The 17,862-nt window shown below is 60.7% G+C and carries 20 protein-coding genes; 5 read left to right on the forward strand and 15 right to left on the reverse strand.

Annotation, left to right across the window (positions count from 1 at the left end; genetic code table 11):
- The first annotated feature begins 230 nt into the window (after positions 1-230).
- On the forward strand, positions 231-815 hold the full coding sequence (gene pnuC / locus HJA_RS01950; protein ID WP_035577455.1) for a nicotinamide riboside transporter PnuC: 585 nt from the start codon (positions 231-233) through the stop codon (positions 813-815).
- Here the strand turns inward: pnuC and HJA_RS01955 are convergent, their stop codons facing one another.
- Positions 816-1,712, reverse strand: a complete 897-nt coding sequence (locus HJA_RS01955) for a Rossmann-fold NAD(P)-binding domain-containing protein (RefSeq protein WP_035577465.1) — start codon at positions 1,710-1,712, stop codon at positions 816-818.
- 61 nt (positions 1,713-1,773) lie between these two features.
- Here HJA_RS01955 and HJA_RS01960 point away from each other — a divergent pair, with 61 nt between their 5' ends.
- Complete coding sequence (locus tag HJA_RS01960; protein WP_051597250.1) at positions 1,774-2,457, forward strand: tetratricopeptide repeat protein; 684 nt, start codon at positions 1,774-1,776, stop codon at positions 2,455-2,457.
- Between the two features lie 3 nt (positions 2,458-2,460).
- Here the strand turns inward: HJA_RS01960 and arsC are convergent, their stop codons facing one another.
- The 5 genes from arsC to HJA_RS01985 all read right to left on the reverse strand — a co-directional run bounded on the left by arsC (position 2,461) and on the right by HJA_RS01985 (position 6,201).
- The gene (gene arsC, locus HJA_RS01965; RefSeq protein WP_035577467.1) at positions 2,461-2,880 is read right to left on the reverse strand and encodes an arsenate reductase (glutaredoxin); all 420 of its coding nucleotides are present in this window, start codon (positions 2,878-2,880) and stop codon (positions 2,461-2,463) included.
- Complete coding sequence (gene arsB, locus HJA_RS01970) at positions 2,877-3,920, reverse strand: ACR3 family arsenite efflux transporter (protein WP_035577469.1); 1,044 nt, start codon at positions 3,918-3,920, stop codon at positions 2,877-2,879. The genes arsC and arsB overlap by 4 nt, the downstream gene beginning before the upstream one ends.
- 4 nt (positions 3,921-3,924) lie before the next feature.
- Positions 3,925-4,413 (reverse strand): ArsI/CadI family heavy metal resistance metalloenzyme, encoded by a 489-nt coding sequence (locus HJA_RS01975; protein WP_035577471.1) that lies wholly within the window; start codon positions 4,411-4,413, stop codon positions 3,925-3,927.
- Positions 4,414-4,436: 23 nt separating this feature from the next.
- Positions 4,437-4,772 (reverse strand): ArsR/SmtB family transcription factor, encoded by a 336-nt coding sequence (locus HJA_RS01980; protein ID WP_035577474.1) that lies wholly within the window; start codon positions 4,770-4,772, stop codon positions 4,437-4,439.
- Positions 4,773-4,839: 67 nt separating this feature from the next.
- A complete protein-coding gene (locus tag HJA_RS01985) occupies positions 4,840-6,201 on the reverse strand; it encodes a leucyl aminopeptidase family protein (protein ID WP_035577478.1) in 1,362 nt (453 codons plus the stop codon).
- Between the two features lie 118 nt (positions 6,202-6,319).
- On the opposite strand from HJA_RS01985, the gene HJA_RS01990 reads away from it, so the two are divergent.
- The gene (locus HJA_RS01990) at positions 6,320-7,213 is read left to right on the forward strand and encodes a tetratricopeptide repeat protein (protein ID WP_051597251.1); all 894 of its coding nucleotides are present in this window, start codon (positions 6,320-6,322) and stop codon (positions 7,211-7,213) included.
- Between the two features lie 33 nt (positions 7,214-7,246).
- Here HJA_RS01990 and HJA_RS01995 read toward each other — a convergent pair whose 3' ends face one another.
- From HJA_RS01995 to HJA_RS18290, 9 genes are all read right to left on the reverse strand, one after another.
- Complete coding sequence (locus tag HJA_RS01995) at positions 7,247-8,323, reverse strand: type II secretion system F family protein (RefSeq protein ID WP_051597252.1); 1,077 nt, start codon at positions 8,321-8,323, stop codon at positions 7,247-7,249.
- A gap of 9 nt (positions 8,324-8,332) precedes the next feature.
- A complete protein-coding gene (locus HJA_RS02000; protein ID WP_035577480.1) occupies positions 8,333-9,355 on the reverse strand; it encodes a type II secretion system F family protein in 1,023 nt (340 codons plus the stop codon).
- Positions 9,356-9,370: 15 nt separating this feature from the next.
- Positions 9,371-10,870: a TadA family conjugal transfer-associated ATPase gene (locus HJA_RS02005; RefSeq protein ID WP_035577482.1), complete on the reverse strand. Its 1,500-nt coding sequence runs from the start codon at positions 10,868-10,870 to the stop codon at positions 9,371-9,373.
- A gap of 24 nt (positions 10,871-10,894) precedes the next feature.
- Positions 10,895-12,298, reverse strand: coding sequence for a CpaE/TadZ family protein (locus HJA_RS02010; RefSeq protein WP_035577484.1), 1,404 nt, complete (start codon positions 12,296-12,298; stop codon positions 10,895-10,897).
- A gap of 26 nt (positions 12,299-12,324) precedes the next feature.
- The gene (locus HJA_RS02015) at positions 12,325-13,038 is read right to left on the reverse strand and encodes a CpaD family pilus assembly protein (protein ID WP_035577487.1); all 714 of its coding nucleotides are present in this window, start codon (positions 13,036-13,038) and stop codon (positions 12,325-12,327) included.
- Positions 13,039-13,049: 11 nt separating this feature from the next.
- Positions 13,050-14,690, reverse strand: coding sequence for a type II and III secretion system protein family protein (locus tag HJA_RS02020; RefSeq protein WP_035577489.1), 1,641 nt, complete (start codon positions 14,688-14,690; stop codon positions 13,050-13,052).
- Between the two features lie 2 nt (positions 14,691-14,692).
- Entirely contained in the window at positions 14,693-15,520 is an 828-nt protein-coding gene (gene cpaB, locus HJA_RS02025) for a Flp pilus assembly protein CpaB (RefSeq protein WP_035577491.1), read from the reverse strand.
- A gap of 99 nt (positions 15,521-15,619) precedes the next feature.
- Positions 15,620-16,135 (reverse strand): A24 family peptidase, encoded by a 516-nt coding sequence (locus HJA_RS02030; protein WP_051597253.1) that lies wholly within the window; start codon positions 16,133-16,135, stop codon positions 15,620-15,622.
- Positions 16,136-16,279: 144 nt separating this feature from the next.
- Positions 16,280-16,435 carry a Flp family type IVb pilin gene (locus tag HJA_RS18290; protein ID WP_081814466.1) on the reverse strand — a complete coding sequence of 52 codons (156 nt, stop codon included), beginning with the start codon at positions 16,433-16,435 and terminating at the stop codon, positions 16,280-16,282.
- Positions 16,436-16,728: 293 nt separating this feature from the next.
- On the opposite strand from HJA_RS18290, the gene HJA_RS02035 reads away from it, so the two are divergent.
- Both HJA_RS02035 and HJA_RS02040 read left to right on the forward strand, forming a co-directional pair.
- Positions 16,729-17,172 (forward strand): pilus assembly protein N-terminal domain-containing protein, encoded by a 444-nt coding sequence (locus HJA_RS02035; RefSeq protein ID WP_081814467.1) that lies wholly within the window; start codon positions 16,729-16,731, stop codon positions 17,170-17,172.
- Positions 17,173-17,301: 129 nt separating this feature from the next.
- Entirely contained in the window at positions 17,302-17,862 is a 561-nt protein-coding gene (locus tag HJA_RS02040) for a TadE/TadG family type IV pilus assembly protein (RefSeq protein WP_035577497.1), read from the forward strand.

Here is a 17,862-nt window from a genome sequence, read left to right on the forward strand (position 1 = left end):
TACCGACATGCCGTACAACGTCGCACTAGTGTGCTCCCACCAACTGATAGAATCCCGAGGGAATCAGAAGCAGAACAATTTGGGCAATCAAGGAATGGTGCTCGTTCAAACATCGATACTACTCTGCTGCGGTAACACGTTACTTTCAAATCCTTGTTGGACAATCATCTATTGTTGCCACCCAAAAAACCTTGCAATCTTACCCATTATTGCGGGAGGGCACCCCACAGATGACGTGGACTGAAATCGCGGGCTTCGTCACCGGCGCGCTATGCGTGTGGCTGGTGGTGAAGCGAAACATCTGGAATTTCCCGGTCGGAATCGCGAACTATATTTTCTTCTTTGTGCTGTTCATTGGTGCTGGCCTCTACGCCGATGCCGGGCTGCAAGTGGTATATTTCGGACTGGCACTTTATGGCTGGTATTCCTGGCTGCGCGGGGGCGAGGACCACACCGCGCTGAAAGTGCACAATCCGACGCTGCCGCAATTCCTCGCCTGCCTTGCCGCCGTGGGCGCGATCTGGGCGGCCATCCAGTTCGGCCTCCACCGCTACACAGACTCTACTGTCGCCGGGTGGGACGCGATCACCACGGCGCTCAGCCTCGTCGCGCAGTTCATGCTGTCGCGGAAATGGATCGCCAACTGGTGGCTATGGATCGCAGCGGACCTGATCTACATCCCGCTCTATGCCGTGAAGGGCCTGTGGCTGACCGCCGGGCTCTACGGCATCTTCCTCACCATGTGCATAGTGGGCCTGATGGAGTGGCGCACCGCGCGGGCCAAGATGCTGGCGGCGGAAAATCCCGCCACCTGATCAGTCCGCCTCCCCCGCCAGAATCGCGGCGAGGCCTTCGCGGTAGGTGGGGTAGTTCGGGTGCCAGTTCAGGGCGGCCTTGGTGCGGGCGTTGGAGATGCGTTTGCACTCGGCATAGAAGCTGCGCGCCATGGGGCTGAGGTCTGCCTCGTCGAAGGGCACATCCGGCAGCGGGTCCATGCCGAGCAGGTCCGCAGCGTGGGCGATCACGTCCTGCGGCGGGGCGGGTTCGTCGTCGCAGAGATGGAACACGCCGCCTGCCCGCGCGGCCGCCTCCGGGCGCTGGTGCAGGGCGAGGAGGCCGCTCGCGATATCTTCCACATGCACGCGGGAGAAGACCTGCCCCGGCTTCACGATGCGCCGGGCCGTGCCGTCGCGCAGCCGGTCGAAGGCGGAACGGCCCGGGCCATAGATGCCCGGCAGGCGCACAATGCTCACCCGGCCGCCGGTCGCCGCGCGCCACTGGTCCTCGGCGAGGGCGCGGGCTTTCGCGCGGCGGCTCTGCGGGTGGGTTGCGCTCCACTCGAACGCCCAGCCGCCGCCAAGATCGCCATAGACGCCGGTGGTCGACAAATAGGTCACGGTGAGGTCATGGCTTAGTCCGGTATGGTCATGATCCGGTCCGGTATGGTCATGGCCTGGTCCGGTATGCACATGGCGTAACACGGGGCAGCCGGCCTCATCGGGCGGGATGGTGACCAGCAGCGCGGCCCCGGCGGGCACCTCCAGCGGGCCCTCGCCCGCCCACACGCGGGCATCGATGCCATCAGCCCGCAGCGCCTCGGCCTTCGCCTCGCTGCGCACGGTGCCGGCCACAGGCCCCGGCCAGATCCGCGCCAGATGTGTGGCACTATAGCCAAGCCCGGCGATAAAAAGCACAGATGGCTGAACTGTCATTTGCCTCGCCCGATCCCTTTGTATCTATGGGGTTTGTTACAGGTTCCGGAGTGTCCGATCCATGCCCCTTCTCACCGCGGCCGCCGTCTCGCTCGTCCTGCTGCAATCGGCCGGAGAGCGCATCGCCGCGCAAGAACAGGCCCGGCTGGAGGCCTGCCTCGCCAAGATCGAGACCGACCCCGACGACGCCTATGAAGACGGCCTCGCCTGGCTCTATCAGGGCAACCGTCTCGGCGCGCGCCAGTGCACGGCCATGGCCCTCATCGCGCTCGGCCACCAGGCGGAAGGTGCAGAACGGCTGAAAAACCTCGCAAATTCAACGGATGGCGGCACGCTTGAGCAGCGCGCGGCCTATCTCTCGCAGGCCGGAAATGCGTGGATCGAGGCCGAAGACCCGGACTCCGCCCTGCAAGCCTTCGACGGCGCCCTGAAGATCGCGCCCGATGCGCCGGAACTGCTGCTGGACCGGGCCTCGGCGCACATGCTGCTGGAAAACTATGACAAGGCCATCGAAGACCTCGACGCCGTCCTGCTGCGTGTGCCGGGCCATGGCGAGGCCTACCAGATGCGCGGCGCCGCCTGGCTCGCCAAGGGCGATCCGGACAAGGCCATGGCCGACGTGAACGCCGCGATGGAAGCCGATCCGGAAGACATCAACACGCTGGTCCTGCGCGGACAGGTGCGTGAGGCGCTGCGCCTGCAGGCCGATGCCGGCGGCCCGATCGAGCGGCTGGAGACCGACTAGGCCTCAGCCGACGCGCTGGCCGTTTTCGTCGACCAGCAGCTCGCCATCTTCCTTGTAGAACGGACCCGGTGGCAGGGTTTCCAGCAGGTCCAGCACTGCCTCGCTCGGCCGGCAGAGGCGTACGCCCTTCGGGCTGCACACAATCGGCCGGTTCACGAGCACCGGGTGTTCCAGCATCGCCTCGAAGATCGCCTCTTCGCTGACCCCCGGTTCCAGCAGGCCAAGCTCTTTGGCGGGGGACTTTGTTTCCCGCAGGGCGCTGCGCGGCGTGAGACCCGCCGCCGCGAAGAGCCCGAGCAGCTGCGGCCGCGTCCAGCCTTCCATCAGATATTCGATCACCACGGGCGTCTCACCGCTCGCCTCGATCATGGCCAGCACGTTCCGTGATGTGCCGCAGTCCGGATTGTGATGAATGACGATCATGGCGCGGCGGCCTCCCCTTCTGCAGTCACGAAAGCAGATCGCGTTCGGTTGGCGAACGCGACCAGCGACAGCATGACCGGCACTTCGACCAGCACGCCCACCACGGTCGCCAGCGCCGCGCCGGAGTTCAGCCCGAACAGGCTGATCGCGACGGCGACGGCCAGTTCAAAGAAATTCGATGTCCCGATCAGGGCGCAGGGCGCGGCGATCCGGTGCGGCACTTTCCAGGCCCAGGCTGCCGCATAGGCCAGTGCAAAGATCCCATAGGACTGGATCAGGATCGGCACGGCGATCAGCGCAATCACGGCAGGCCGTGCCAGGATCGTGCCGCTCTGGAAGCCAAACAGCAGGATCACGGTTGCCAGCAATCCGATCACCGAGAGCGGTTTGATCCGGTGCGTGAAGCCCGTCACAGCTTCCTCCCCGCCCTGCCGGGACAGGGCGTTGCGCGTGAGAACTCCGGCGATCAATGGAATGACGACATAGAGCGCTACCGATAGGAGCAACGTTTCCCACGGCACGCTGATCTCCGTCACGCCCAGCAGGAAGGCCACGATCGGGGCGAAGGCAAACACCATCACCGCATCGTTCACGCTGACCTGTACAAGCGTGTAGTTCGGATCACCGCGCGTCAGCTGCGACCAGACGAAGACCATCGCCGTACACGGCGCGGCGCCCAGCAGGATCAGGCCCGCAATATAGCCTTCCGCGTCCGCAGCCGGAATGAAGCCTGCGAAAATATGGCGGAAGAACAAGACACCCAGCATGGCCATGGTGAAGGGCTTGATCAGCCAGTTCACCACCAGCGTAATGATCAGCCCTTTCGGCCGCTCGCCAACCCGGCGCATAGCCGAGAAATCGATCCCGATCATCATGGGCCAGACCATCGCCCAGATCAGGATGGCGACGGCGAAGTTGACATTGGCATATTCCAGCGACGCCAGCGCCGAGAACGCGCCGGGCATCACGGCGCCCAGGCCGATCCCCGCAAGGATGCAGAGACCGACCCAGACCGACAGGTATTTCTCAAACGCCCCCATGACCTCAGCCGCAGCAGCCGGAGGATTTCGGTTCGGCGATCGCAGGCGCACAGCAGGCACCGGCAACGGCCATACCTGTCGGCGTCGAAGCGAGGCGTCCGTCATTCAGTTCCGCCCCCCCGCCATAGACAGCGCTGTCTCCGGTCGTGTGGAAGACTTCCCACGGCACGCCAGCGGGGTCAGAGACCCAGCTCTTCTCCGACTGGGCATAGCAGCAGACCGTCTCCCCCTCTTCCAGGACAGGGGCATCGGCGCGCTTCAGGCGGTCATAGACTTCGGCGAGTTCACCCGAGTCCTCTGCCTGAATGCCGAGATGCTCCACGCCGGGTGCTGCCCCGCGGGCACTGATGGCGAGGTTCACGCGCGGATCGTCCAGCATCCATTTCGCATAGTCGTCCTTCACCACGCTTGGCGAGGCGTCGAACAGGGTGGAATAGAAGTCGATCGAGCGTTGGAGATCATCCACCGCGATATGTACATGGAGACGTTTCATGAGGTTTCCTTTCCGGTGAAATGTCAGCAACAGGCAGATTGCGCGGCCGCCATGACCGGGCTGCAGACCTCTTCCCGGCCCTGGCAGCAGTCCTCCATCAGGAACACGATCAGTCCGCTGATGGCGTCATAGTTGGCGGTGTAAATGATGGACCGGCCCTGCCGGTTGCCTTCGACGAGGCCCGCATTCGACAGAATATTGAGCTGTGATGACAGCGTGTTCGGCGGCACACCAAGGGCCGCCGCGATGTCCCCGGCGGGCAGGCCGTCATGCCCGGCTTTTACCAGAAGACGGAACACAGCCAGCCGGTTTTCCTGGGCCAGCGCGGATAACTGCGAAAGGGCAAGTTTTGATTCCATATTTCCACGATACTGGAAATATGGAATTCGTCAACACCCTTCCGAGTTCGCACTCACTTTTTGATTTTTAACGGTAGCGCTTCTGCAGCATCGACCAGACGGCACGCAGGCCGCAGGCTGCCGCGCCTTCCGGCCGGCCATATTTGCCTTTACGCCAGGCCCAGACGTCGAAATGCGCCCAGCTCTTTGCATCGACAAACTGCTTCAGGAAGAGGCCCGCGGTGATCGACCCGCCAAAGCTGCTGCCGGAATTTACGAGGTCTGCAATCGGGCTCTTCAGCTCCGCAAGGTAGGGATCCCAGAGCGGCATGCGCCAGACCGGGTCTCCGGACTCAGCCGAGCCCGCGAGGATGTCCGCAACCAGCTGCTCATCATCGGAATAGACCGGCGCAAGATCGGCGCCGAGCGCGACACGGGCCGCCCCGGTCAGCGTCGCAAAGTCGATCAGCAGGTCCGGATCGAACTCCGAGGCCCGCGCCAGCGCGTCCGCGAGGATCAACCGGCCCTCGGCATCGGTATTGTCGATCTCGACGGTCAGCCCCTTGCGGGAGGACAGGATGTCCCCCGGCCGGAAGGCATCGCCGCTGATCGCGTTCTCGACCGTCGGAACGTAGAGCTTCAGGTGCACAGGCAGGTTCGTTGCCATGACGAGGCGGGCGAGCGCGATGACATGGGCCGAACCGCCCATATCCTTCTTCATGATCCGCATGCCGCTGCCCGGCTTGATGTCGAGCCCGCCGGAATCGAAGGTGACACCCTTGCCGACGAGGGCGAGGTGCGGCTTAGACGTGTCCCCCCATTCCAGTTCGAGGAAGCGCGGCGCAGCCTTTGCCGCACGGCCCACGGCGTGGACCATGGGATAGTTATGTTCCAACAGATCATCACCAATGATGGCCGTCAGCTTCGCGCCAAATTCACTGGCGAGCTTTTCCACGGTTTCATGGATGCCAGCCGGGGTCATGTCGCCCGCGGGTGTGTTCACAAGGTCTCTCAGAAGCGCGATGGAGTCGGCCTCGGCGGACAGCGCGTCGCCGGTCTTCCCGTCCGGGATCACCAGTTGCGGCGGGCTGGACTTGTCTTTCAGGTACCGGTCGAACCGGTAGGCCCCATCGGCCCAGCCTGCCGCAATGGACGCCATCGGCAGTCCGCCGTCGGCGGTGACCTTGTAAACACCCTCCGGCAGCTTCCCGGACAGCGCCGCAACCGCCAATGCATCCTTGCCATCGCCAATACCGCCCAGCACATGCGCCAGGCTGCCATCCGCGCCAGGCACCAGAACCAGTTGCCCTGCCCCGCCGGTGAAGCTCTGCGCTTTCGCAATAGCTCGGGCGGAAGGGAACGGATCGTTCTCGAGCGATTTGAACGCCTCAGCTGTGTATAGCCAGACACTGACGGCGGCATCGGCACCGGTGGTGAAACTCTTGTGCATGAAAATGGCCTCGTACGGGCAAGTGTTAATGGAGTCTGCGCTGGCGTTAACCCATCCTTGACGCCCACAGGTCCAGACTCACGCGGGAATGACCCTGATTCAAACCCGGAGCGGTCCCATGTCCAGAGCCAAAACCTCGCTGGCTGCACTTGCTTTCGCCCTGACCGGTGTGACGGCTTGCGCCACGGCGCCCGACCCGGATGCGGAAGCCAATGCCCAGCTGCAGGCTGCCATGGAAGAAGCGCTGAAGCCCGCAACGCCGGAAGAGATCGAAGCCGCCAACAATGCCGATCCTCTGACCAAGGCAAACTTCTGGGCCAAGGAATACTCCAAGAATGCCGAGAATCTGGACAATGCGCTGACCTTTGCCGACGCCCTGCGCGGCATTGGGTCAAACGAGCGCGCGATTGAAGTCCTGTCGGAAATCATGGTCATCCATCCGAGGGAACCACGCATCCTGATGCCGCTCGGCCGGGCCTTTGCCGCAAATGGGAATCCGCTGGGCGCCGCCCGCGCCTTTGAGGAAGTTGCGGCGATCGAGCCGGGCCGCGCTGAGGCCTGGGCTGCGCTCGGCACAGCACTGGACCAGCTGGAAAACCACAAGAACGCTCAGACAGCCTATGACAGGGCCCTGGCGATTGAGCCGCTGCGCGCCTCGACACTGGCCAATTACGGCCTCTCACTGGCGCTCAGCGGAGACCTTGCGGGCGCGGAGGCCAAACTTCGCCAGGCGACGGACCTCTCCCCGAATGATGTGCGGATCCGTGAGAACCTCGCGCTGATCCTGGGCCTGCAGGGCCGGTTCGACGAAATGCAGGAGACCAGCGCGGGATACGCGCCGGACAAGGTGGTCGAGCAGAATGTCGAAGTCCTGAAGGAAATGATCCAGCAGAGCCCAGGCGAAAAAGCTGTCCGAAGCCAGATCGCTGGTCAGACGGCTGCAGCGGACGCGAGTGAACCCGCTCCCCCCGCTGAAGCAACCGGCCTGCGCCTTCGACGCACCGGCGGCTGAGACACGTTTCAGAAATCCCGGCTAAACGCCGGATCAGACGACGACCCGCACCTCGACCCGCGGATCGATCCCGATCAGGTCCCCTGCATCCGAGCGGCGGTCATTGCTGCGCTCCTTGGTCAGCGCAGGCGCTGCTTCGTTTTTGCCCTGCATCTTCTGATACTTGATGTAGGCCGGGCCGAGCACGACCAGGAACAGAACCGGCAGGAAGAAAACAATCATTGGCACGGTCAGCTTGGCGGGAAGCGCCGCGGCTTTCTTCTCGGCTTCCGACATGCGCAGATCACGGTTTTCCTTGGCCATCACGCGCAAGGCATCGCCCAGCGGCGTCCCGTAGCGTTCCGCCTGGCCAAGCGCCATACAGACAGACTTCACGCCTTCATGTCCCGTCCGCTTGGCAAGATTGTCATAGGCCTGCCGGCGTTCCGGCAAGTAGGACAATTCCGCGACGGTCAGCCCAAATTCTTCTGCCAGCTCCGGAGAAGCGGAGCCGATCTCCTGACTGACCTTGTGAAAGCCAAGCTCAATGGACATACCCGCCTCAACGCAGATCAGCAGCATGTCGAGCGCGTCAGGAAAGGCACGCATGATGGACTGCTGACGTTGCTGCGCCAGATTCGAGACATAGATGTTCGGCGCATAGAAACCTGCGGCGGCGCCGAACAGGATGGAGCCATACTTCATCGCAGGCTGCATGCCGTGATCATTGATGAAGAAGACATAGCCGAAAACGAGCAGCATACCAACGAACGGCAGGGTCATACGCGCGAAGTAGAAGGCCGAAACCGGGCCCGGCCCTCGCAACCCAGCCTTGTTCAGCGTATCCTGCAGGTTCGGGTCTTCCAGCGCTTTTGCAAGGTTCAGCCGGGACGAGATCTCCCCGATGGCGGAATCGTCCTTGCGGCGCAGCCCCTTCTTGTTTTCGAGCGCGGCCCGGCTCTGTTTGCGAAGTTTTTCCCGCTGCGACGACACCGATTTGAGGCGGGTCTCCAGCTTGTTGCCCTGCAGATAGGGCATGAACATCGTCATGGCGGTGCCGAACACGGCCACCGCCACCAGGATGGAGGCCAGCGCTTCAGGTTTCGCGAGGGAAAGGAGAATCTCGTACACTGCGCCCGCCTAGATATCGAAATTGATCATCTTTTTCATCGTCATGATGCCCGTGAACATCAGGGTCGACCCTGCTGCCAGGATGACGTGGCCGGTTTCGGTCCGGAAAAGTTCGAGGATATAGTCCGGCGTCGTCATGAAAACGAGCAGACCCACAGCGAAAGGCAGCGAGCCGATGATCATCGCAGAGGCTTTCGCTTCCGACGACATGGCTTTGATCTTCTCGCGCATCATCTTGCGCGACCGGATAACGCTGGACAAGTTGCCGAGCGCCTCTGACAGGTTACCGCCGGCTTTGGCCTGGATCAGCAGCACGATCATGAAGAAGTTCACTTCCTGCAGCGGAACACGCTTGTAGAACATGTTCAGCGCCCGCTCGGTGCCTGCGCCCATCGCCAGGTTATCGGCGAGTGTCGCAAACTCGGACCGAAGTGGCTCAGGGCTTTCCTTCGCAATGATCCGGATACACTCATTCAGCGGCAGGCCGGACTTCACACCTCGCACGATGACATCCAGCGCGTCGGCGAACTGGTTGATCATCTTCTTGTGCCGGCCATTGATCATGAAATTGAGCAGGAAACGGGGCAAGCCGAAGCCGCCCCCGATGAATGCCCCGGCCACCAGGATGGGGCGGCTTCGAAATGAGATTCCCGATATGGTCAGGCCATCGAACCCGGACAGATAAATCAGCGCCGCACAGACCCCACCCAGAAGAATGGAAAACAACCAGAATGCAGACATCGGCACATCAAGTCCGGCCTGCACCAGTTTGCCCTTGATGGTCTGGGTACTGCTATTTTTACGTCGTGCTTCACCCTGCTTGCGCAGAGACTCCAGCATTTCCTGTGTCTTGGCGCGGCGCTTGGCCGACTCGTCCATGGCTTTGCCACCCCTGCCCTTTCCGGACATGGTTGCACCCGCGCCGATGGCCCTCGCCCGTTTGCGAGCCGCATCATTGTCGCCGCCTGAAAGCGCCATGCCGATGCCGGCAATTGCAAGGAATGCCAGAGCGGCAATGACAAGCGTGAGCATGTTTCCGTCCATGGATCAGCCCCCCAGCTCGTCGAGGGCCGCCGCCAGCTCGCGCTCAAGATTGTAGTAGGACGCCCGGTCCCAGAAGCGCGGTCGGCCGATGCCTGTGCCGCGGTGCTTACCGATCACGCGGCCATTCTCGTCCTCACCTTCAATCTCGTATTTGAGAACGTCCTGAAGCACGATCGTGTCGCCCTCAAGACCGAGCACTTCGGTCACATTCATAATCCGGCGGGAGCCATCGCGGAGGCGAGACGCCTGCACAACAACGTCGATTGAGCCGACAATCATTTCCCGGATGGTTTTTGCGGGAAGCGAAAAGCCGCCCATCGTGATCATGGATTCAACACGGCTCAGCGCCTCGCGCGGGCTGTTGGCGTGGAGCGTTCCCATGGATCCGTCATGGCCCGTGTTCATCGCCTGCAGAAGGTCAAACGCCTCTGGTCCACGCACCTCGCCGACGATGATCCGTTCCGGACGCATACGCAGACAGTTCTTGACGAGATCGCGCATCGTGATTTCGCCAGTGCCCTCAATGTTGGGCGGACGGGTCTCAAGACGCACCACGTGCGGCTGCTGTAGCTGAAGTTCGGCGGAGTCTTCGCAGGTAATGACGCGTTCGCCGGGCTCGATGAATCCGGTCAGACAGTTCAGCAGCGTCGTTTTACCGGAACCCGTACCACCGGAGATCAAGACATTACAGCGTGAGTGTCCGATGATCCGGAGCAGTTCGGCCCCCGGCTCGCTGATGGAGCCGAAATTCACAAGGTCCTGAAGGCGCAGCTTGTCCTTCTTGAACTTACGAATGGTGAGCGTCGGCCCGTCAATCGCCAGCGGGGGCGCAATCACGTTTACACGCGAGCCGTCCAGAAGACGCGCGTCACAGATCGGCGAGGAATCGTCGACCCGGCGGCCGACCTGGCTCACGATCCGCTGACAGATGTTCATCAGCTGCGCGTTGTCGCGGAACCGGATGTTCGTCCGCTCGATCTTCCCGTTGACCTCGATATAAGTTGTATCGGCACCGTTGACCATGATGTCGGCGATGTCATCCCGTGCGAGCAGCGGCTCCAGAGGACCATAGCCGAGCACGTCGTTACAAATGTCGTCGAGCAGCTGCTCCTGCTCCGACAGGGACATCACAACATTCTTGATCGAGATAATTTCGACCACGATGTCGCGGATTTCCTCACGCGCACTTTCGGAGTCGAGCTGAGCCAGCTGCGACAGGTCAATCGTATCGATCAGTGCATTGAAGATGGTGGTCTTCGTTGCATAGTACTGCTCGGACTGCTGCGAAACCTGGCGGACCTTTTCGGGCTTTGGCTCAGGCGGAGCCGGTGCGGGTGGAGGCGGTGCCTTGGGCGCACCTTTGACAGCGACCGGAGCCGGCGCGGATGGCTTTGCCGCAGCCTGTGGGCGGCGAGCCGCTGGCGCAGGAGCAGCCTTCGGCGCCGGCGCGGGCGTCGGTGCCGCTGTCGGAGATCCAGAAGGAGAACGTTTGCCAAATGCCATTCGTATGTCCCGCTCTGCCTGGCCTTATTTGCCCAGCAGTTTCTTGAAGAAGGATTTCTGTTGTGCGGCGACGGCGCGGCCGGTCAGCAGGGACGCCATGTGGTCGATTGCCTGAGCGGACCGCGACGCCGCATCTGTCTCCGAGATCATCTGGCCGTTGTTTGCCGCCGTGCCGAACAGTTCAGGCTCGAACGGCAGAATGACTTCCGGCTCAACCCCGATGGCTGCGCCAAAATCCTTGACCGGAATCTCAGGCCGCTTGGGCACACCGGACATGTTGATGATCAGGCGAGGCGGGTTGTCGTTCGGACGCGCCGCTTTCAGCTGGTCTATATAGTTCTTGCCGTTCCGCAGCGAGGCGAGGTCCGGCTGGCAGACGATGATGACTTCATCGGACGCAACCAGTGTACGCTGAACCCAGCGGCTCCACACATGCGGCAGATCGAGTACCAGGAAAGGTACATTCCGGCGAACCACTTCGATCACGGAGATATAGGACTCGTCCGGAATATCCATGATCTGGCCGATAGAGGCCGGGGCCGTGAACAGGGAAAGCCTGTCGCTGGCCTTGGCCAGCAGGCGTTCAATCACTGCGTCGTCTGCCCGCTCCGGCTGCAACAGGGCATCGGCAACGGTCTGTGTCGGCTCCTGATTGAAGTCGAGTGCCGTCGTGCCAAAGGACAGGTCGAGGTCGACAAGGGTCGTGTTGACCTTGGTATTCTCGGCAAGCGCCCAGGCCAGATTGTGCGCAATGGTCGAGGCCCCTACCCCGCCCTTGGCGCCGACTACGGAAATCTGCTTGCCAACGAAAGGTGCATCCGGATCCGCGAACAGGCCTGAGATCGTCCGCAGGATCTGCAGAGGCTGGAACGGCGGCACGACATATTCGCTGACACCGCGCGAAACCAGCTGGCGGTAGAGCGCAATATCGTTGATGGCCCCGATGACCATCACCTTGACCGTCTCATCGCAATGCTCAGCGAGCATATCGATTTCAGACAGCAGCTGAGCCGACCGCGCCGTGGATTCGATGATCAGCAGATTCGGCGTCGGGTTCTGGCTCATATATTCGATGGCCCCGGCGATCCCGCCAGAATGCGCTTCGATCGTGGCGCGCCCCATACGGCGGTCACGTTCACAGACTTCCATCAGAAGCCGTGTCTCATCCCGCTCGTAGAAGACCTGGATGGAAATCGCCGGAAGGACGGAATCGCCGCCGAGCCCATCCTCAGGAGCCGTGAACACCGGTTGATCGAACTCGACTTCACGGGCTGGCGTTTCAAGGTCCACCATGACAGAAGACTCTCCGGCCATATCAGCCGCAGGCTCTTCTTTCGGAAGCACCAGATCCGCCATCGGATCGTCTGCGAAGACGTCTTCGAAGTCAGACTCGAAATCGGATTCGTGGAGCGGTTTTTCGCTGGACATGGCTTCTCTATCCCTTGTCTTACGCTCTAGTTCGAAATGGCCTGAGAGACGGTGCCCGACTCATCGCTCGTGCGCTTCGATGCGGTCGTTTCACCTTGGCGGAATTTTTCAAGAATGACTGCGCGGCGGAGCGGATCGCCTTTTTCCAGCGGCCGGTTGCCAAGCAGGTCTGCCGGGTCAGCGATCATCGCCGCCATGTTCGACCGGACGGCACAGCCGAGCGTCGGCATTTCATTGTTCGATGTGACATCCGAGAAATCGACCTCTGCGAGCGACCGGCATTCAGGCGCAACCGCCTTGTAGCTCTGGAAGGCAAGGATCATCGGTTCGGCGACATCGGATCCGGCGCCGTGATTGGTGCCGGAAATCTCGCTGTACTGAACACCGCGCTCATATGCGATCGCGCGCGCTTCGGCGACGGCTGCCACTGCAAGCTGCGGATTGGACGAGGAGGCTGGCAGCGACATGATCAGTGGCCCATGGCCGTGATCGCGGTAGGCCGCCACGAAACTGGAAATGCTCGCCTTGTCCGTCAGGCTGAGTTCGGACGCCTCGGGGTGGATCGCGATCTCGAGGAATTCCGTACTCTTTTCGACGCCGATTGGGTTACGGTCGAGGGCCGTACCCTGCAGGTAGGCCTTCGGAACACTGGTTGGCGCCGCGCTGGAACAGGCCGCAAGAGCCGTCAGGCAAAGGCTGGCGGTCAGCAGCGTCTTGGCAGGTTTCAGGATTCTGGTCACCTTCTGGTCCCCTATTCCTCAATAAAGCCCACAGGGGCACGATAATCCGATGCCGAAACGGGCGCCCCGTCGCGGCCATATTGTTCGTTCAGCTTGCCGAAGAAGATCGTTTTTGCGTCCGATGCATTGGCAAAACCATCTGCCGGTGTACGAAGCATGTTCTTCTGCGTCGGGTCGACGAGGTAAGGCGTCACGATGACAACCAGTTCCGTCTCTTCATTAAGGAAGTCGCGTGACTGGAACAACGCACCCAGAATCGGAAGCTTGTTAAGGCCCGGCAACTGGTCCAGAGACTGGCGCGTCCGGGTCTGTATGAGACCAGCCAGCATCATGGATCCACCGCTCGGCAGTTCGACCGTGCTTTCCGCACGCCGGACAGACAGAGCCGGGATCGTCAGCGTCTGGGCCGTGATCACGTTGCCCTTGTCATCAACACCCGCAATCGACTGCCCCTGGAAGGAGCCCTGATTGGTCAGCTCAGAGACCTCTGTCGAAACCTTCAGGGAGATACGCCCTTCCGACAACACGACCGGCGTGAAGCCGAGCCCGACACCATAAGGTTTGAACTCGATGGTGATGCGGCCATTATTATCCTGGCCGACAGGTACAGGAAACTCACCGCCGGCAAGGAACTTCGCCGACTCCCCTGACACCGCCGAGATATTGGGTTCGGCAAGGGTACGGACGATGCCGATCCGCTCGAGCGCATCAATTGCCGCGCCTGCAGAGGACTGGAAACGGCCATCATTGTAATTGGTGTAGCCTACATCACCGGAAAGGCCGCCAAGCCGGTTCCCCGCCACATTGTAACCATTCGCACTGCTGAACCCGACACTCCGGCTGAATGGAAGGTCCGGCTGCATCTGCTGAACGGCCGTACCTTGATTGGTCGTATTGTAGCCCGCGCCGGGAATAACCTGAACGGTGCCGTCGGCCAGGACCCGCGTCGTATCCGGTTCGAAAAAGAGCGGAAAGCCGTTCTGGAAAACCTGCTGTAGCGACTGGCTTGCCAGATCGCCAAAATTAGTCGCACCCGACAGATTGATGCCCAGCTGTTTGATGACAGAACGCTGCATCTCGACAATGCGCACTTCCAGCATCACCTGGTCTTTTGCGGCAATGTCGATCATGTTGACGATCTTGGTCTGATCGTTTGCGTTCAGGTAGGCCTCGACAAGGCGCTGGACAGCATCTGCCTCTGAGAGGCTGTCGGTCGTCCCGGTAATGACAACATTTCCGTTCAGGCCTTCGACCTTGACTCTCGCGCCCGGTACGTGACGGGAGATCATGTCTTCGATACTGCTCATATCCATCTCGACATTGATTTCGAGATTGAGGATCTGATTGCCGGAGCGGTCAAAGACGAACGCGTTGGTCTGTCCGTATTTCATCCCGCGGAATATGATGCGTTGAGACGTCTGCACGACGGCATCGGCGATGTCAGGATTGGTAATCACCACGTCCGCCGCCGGCGCCCCAAGATCGACAATGGTCGATTTGTTCAGTCCGAGCGTGACCCGCTTGCTGAAAGCAGACTCACCTGGTTGGGTGATTTGCGTATCGAGCCCGCTCGGCCCGGCAATGGCGACCGGCGCCGCCAGCAGAGGCAGAACAAGCAAAGCTGCCAGTCTGGTTGTCAGGAAGGCCTTCATACTCAGCTACCCCCGAGGCCGGCAGTTGCCCGGCCATTCCGATAGATTGTGACACCATTGCCAGGAGAGCTCCCGCCTCTCAGCAGATCGGTCCGCGCACCACGCGAACCAGTGTCGCCCGCATCCGACCAGGGCCGGAGAGACAGCGAAAGCGTACCCAGCCGCTGCGAGTGCGCGATCAGTTCAGCTTCTTCAGGCGTCACCTCAAGTGTCGCCGTATTACCAATCTGGGAAGCCGATTCGGAGTCTCCCTGGTAGAACACCTGATCGATCGCCAGCACTCTGACGTTTTTGAGGATGGTTTCCGTTATCGGCCGATCGATAACCGCTTCAGCCATGGCCACCTGCGCCTGATAGGTCAGGATGACATCCACCCGGTCATCCGGCAGAATGAACCCACCCGAGGCCGACTCTGTCGAAATCTCAACGGAAATGGCCCGCATGCCGGGCTTGAGGAGCGCCGCCATAAAGCCGGTCTCCCCTTTCATGACCAGTTTCTGTGGAAGAATGGGTTCTTCCGCATAGATCGGGATACGAACCACACTGCCGGACAATTCGTTGATCGCGTCAGCATCATTCTCTTCGGTCTTGTACCCCGAGACGATGTTGTTTTCCGGCCAGGCCGCCCATTCGAAGTCATCTGGTGACAGAAGGTCCCCGACCAGCAGGTCCCGCTTGGCGACAAGGACATGCGTCTCGGACACTTCCCTTTCCTGCACCACGGGCTGCTCTATCGCGGTTTGCGGCTGCATCAGCCCCCGCACAAGAAATGCCGCTGCGATCGCTGCAACAGCCGCGCCAATCAGGATAATAAGACGCATCGGAGACATGGAGTGCAACTCCCTTTAATTACGATACACGGGGACACTCGCCTGCCGGCTTCAATCCCCATCCATGTGCCAGATTCCCACAGCACGCCTAAAGCAACGTTAACCGATTATCCCGGCTGCTCTTAAGGTTTCGGAAAGGATTGGTGAGCTGGCGCTCGCAACAAAAGCGCCTGCGGCAATTGCCACGCCGTACGGCACCCCGGCTTTTTCCTCGAACGGAGCCCGGATCGGACCCGGCACAACGGCCGCCGGAACCGTATTGCGGACCAGAACGATGAGCAGCGCGCACGCACCGCCGACAAGCGCCATCGTGAAAACGAATTCGAGTGAGGCGGAAGGACCGATCCAGAGCATGACTGCCGGGATCATCTTCGCATCCCCTCCCCCGAATACCCGGAAAGCAAAGAGGGCAAATCCGATGACAAATGCCGCAAGGCCGGCGAGCACGTGGCCGATCAGGATTTCAACGGGCAGACCGGAAAAGACTGCCGCCGGGACGAACAGGCCGGCAATCGTCAGGTTGAGCCAATTGGGAATCGTCAGGCTGTTCACATCGTGAAGCGCCGCGAAAAGACACAAGGCCAAAAACAGGCCACCAAGGATGATCAGAATCATGTCCGCATTCCCCAAATCACAGGACTGCGCCGGACCCTGACCGGTAATTCCTAACGAATGCTGAGCACCTGTTCCAAAGGGCACCGCATAGAAAAAGGCCGCCAGGTTTCCCTGGCGACCTCTTCTTAGTCCTCTGAGGGTCTATTAGACCATCTCAGCAGCAACCGTGTTGAAGGTCGCCGAAGCGTTGGAGCCAAGAGCGGTGACACCACCGATGATAGCAACAGCGATCAGAGCGGCAATCAGGCCGTATTCGATAGCTGTGGCACCCGACTCGTCTTTCAGAAAACGTGCAAACATTGGAAACTCCCATCATGCATTTGTTAGCGCCCCGGTTCTCATTTGTGTGCCGGAACAGTTCGAACCCTACGCGATTATTGTTCACATCGAGTTGAGAGAAACAGAAATTCCATGAAGGGGTTACAGGGATTTGTTTACTACCTGAATCCGGATGCGGACAGGTTCGGCCCCTGCGGCCGGGTGTGGATTCCTTATATACATATACGCGCCCGAAAAGCGAGCCTTTTACCGGTTAGCACTCGTGAAACTTTCTTCAGACAAATTGCGAGAAATAATTCCTGGAGTGACCGGACATGAGAAATTCCGCACGCATGTGTGCTTTTGGCCTGGCCGCCAGCCTGATGGTCCTGCCAGCAATCGCTGAGCCGCTGACCGTCGAGGCCAACAAGACTGTCCCGCTCAAACTGAAAGGGAGCGCCGCAAGCGTTGTCCTGGGCAACCGGAACATCGCAGACGTCGCCGTTCATGACGAGCACATGATCTTCATCACGGGCAAATCTTTCGGAACCACCAATCTGATGGTCTTCGACCGGGCCGGAAACCAGCTCGTGAACACGGAAGTGGTCGTCACGGTGAACTCGTCCAATCTCGTCACGGTAAACCGCAGCGGCGCCAACTATACGTATGACTGTGCCCCCGCCTGCCGATCGGTCGTCAGCCCTGGTGATGATCCTCAGTACTTCAATGGCCTGATGCAGCAGCAGCGGGGCATGCAGTCTCTCACAGACGCTGACTGACAAAGCGCCTGCCGGGGTGGGTTAGAACATCCGATCTGAATTCGATCAAATTTACCCGACCCCGGAAACGAGCGGCAAACCCAAGTCTGATACGCATAAGACTGAGCGGCTCTGATAGAGGGGTTTGGGATGCGTTCGCCAACCGCAGGAATTCTGACATCCAGACTGCAACGAAAGCTTGCAGAGTGGGCTACTGAGCGCCGCGGCCAGACCGCGGTGGAATTTGCGCTGATCGCGGCGCCCTTCTTCTTCATTATTTTCGGCCTGATGGAAATCTGCCTGATCTTCATCATGTCGACCGTGCTGGAACACGCAGTGTCGGATTCTTCCCGTGAGATCCGTACTGGTCAGGCACAGGAAGCCGGGTTTTCCAAGGTCGAGTTCCGCAACTCCGTCTGTGACAAGATGTTCGGCCTGATGGGGTGTGATTCAAACCTCCATATTGATGTGAAACGCCTCAGCAATTTCAGCTCGGCTGATCTCGGTTCCCCGCTCGATGCCGACGGGAACTTTGATGACAGCAGCTTCGACTTTCAGCCCGGCGGCTCCAACGACATTGTTGCCGTCCGCGTCTATTACGAATGGAGCCTGGTGACCCCGATCATGTCCGCACCGCTGGCCAACATGGCGAACGGCAAGCACATGATTCAGGCCAGCACCGTCTTCCGGAACGAGCCATTCGGAGACTGA

This window comes from Hyphomonas jannaschiana VP2 (genome assembly GCF_000685215.1).
In the GTDB taxonomy this organism is placed as follows: domain Bacteria; phylum Pseudomonadota; class Alphaproteobacteria; order Caulobacterales; family Hyphomonadaceae; genus Hyphomonas; species Hyphomonas jannaschiana.

Bases quoted from the DNA above. Each gene is read 5' to 3' on its own strand.
- arsB (WP_035577469.1), bottom strand. From the start codon at position 3,920: ATGGGGGCGTTTGAGAAATACCTGTCGGTCTGGGTCGGTCTCTGCATC.
- HJA_RS01955 (WP_035577465.1), bottom strand. From the start codon at position 1,712: ATGACAGTTCAGCCATCTGTGCTTTTTATCGCCGGGCTTGGCTATAGT.
- HJA_RS02030 (WP_051597253.1), bottom strand. From the start codon at position 16,135: ATGATTCTGATCATCCTTGGTGGCCTGTTTTTGGCCTTGTGTCTTTTC.
- HJA_RS01985 (WP_035577478.1), bottom strand. From the start codon at position 6,201: ATGCACAAGAGTTTCACCACCGGTGCCGATGCCGCCGTCAGTGTCTGG.
- cpaB (WP_035577491.1), bottom strand. From the start codon at position 15,520: ATGTCTCCGATGCGTCTTATTATCCTGATTGGCGCGGCTGTTGCAGCG.
- HJA_RS01960 (WP_051597250.1), top strand. From the start codon at position 1,774: ATGCCCCTTCTCACCGCGGCCGCCGTCTCGCTCGTCCTGCTGCAATCG.
- arsC (WP_035577467.1), bottom strand. From the start codon at position 2,880: ATGATCGTCATTCATCACAATCCGGACTGCGGCACATCACGGAACGTG.
- HJA_RS02005 (WP_035577482.1), bottom strand. From the start codon at position 10,870: ATGGCATTTGGCAAACGTTCTCCTTCTGGATCTCCGACAGCGGCACCG.
- HJA_RS01990 (WP_051597251.1), top strand. From the start codon at position 6,320: ATGTCCAGAGCCAAAACCTCGCTGGCTGCACTTGCTTTCGCCCTGACC.
- pnuC (WP_035577455.1), top strand. From the start codon at position 231: ATGACGTGGACTGAAATCGCGGGCTTCGTCACCGGCGCGCTATGCGTG.
- HJA_RS02035 (WP_081814467.1), top strand. From the start codon at position 16,729: ATGAGAAATTCCGCACGCATGTGTGCTTTTGGCCTGGCCGCCAGCCTG.
- HJA_RS01980 (WP_035577474.1), bottom strand. From the start codon at position 4,772: ATGGAATCAAAACTTGCCCTTTCGCAGTTATCCGCGCTGGCCCAGGAA.
- HJA_RS02020 (WP_035577489.1), bottom strand. From the start codon at position 14,690: ATGAAGGCCTTCCTGACAACCAGACTGGCAGCTTTGCTTGTTCTGCCT.
- HJA_RS02040 (WP_035577497.1), top strand. From the start codon at position 17,302: ATGCGTTCGCCAACCGCAGGAATTCTGACATCCAGACTGCAACGAAAG.
- HJA_RS02000 (WP_035577480.1), bottom strand. From the start codon at position 9,355: ATGCTCACGCTTGTCATTGCCGCTCTGGCATTCCTTGCAATTGCCGGC.
- HJA_RS01975 (WP_035577471.1), bottom strand. From the start codon at position 4,413: ATGAAACGTCTCCATGTACATATCGCGGTGGATGATCTCCAACGCTCG.
- HJA_RS02010 (WP_035577484.1), bottom strand. From the start codon at position 12,298: ATGTCCAGCGAAAAACCGCTCCACGAATCCGATTTCGAGTCTGACTTC.
- HJA_RS18290 (WP_081814466.1), bottom strand. From the start codon at position 16,435: ATGTTTGCACGTTTTCTGAAAGACGAGTCGGGTGCCACAGCTATCGAA.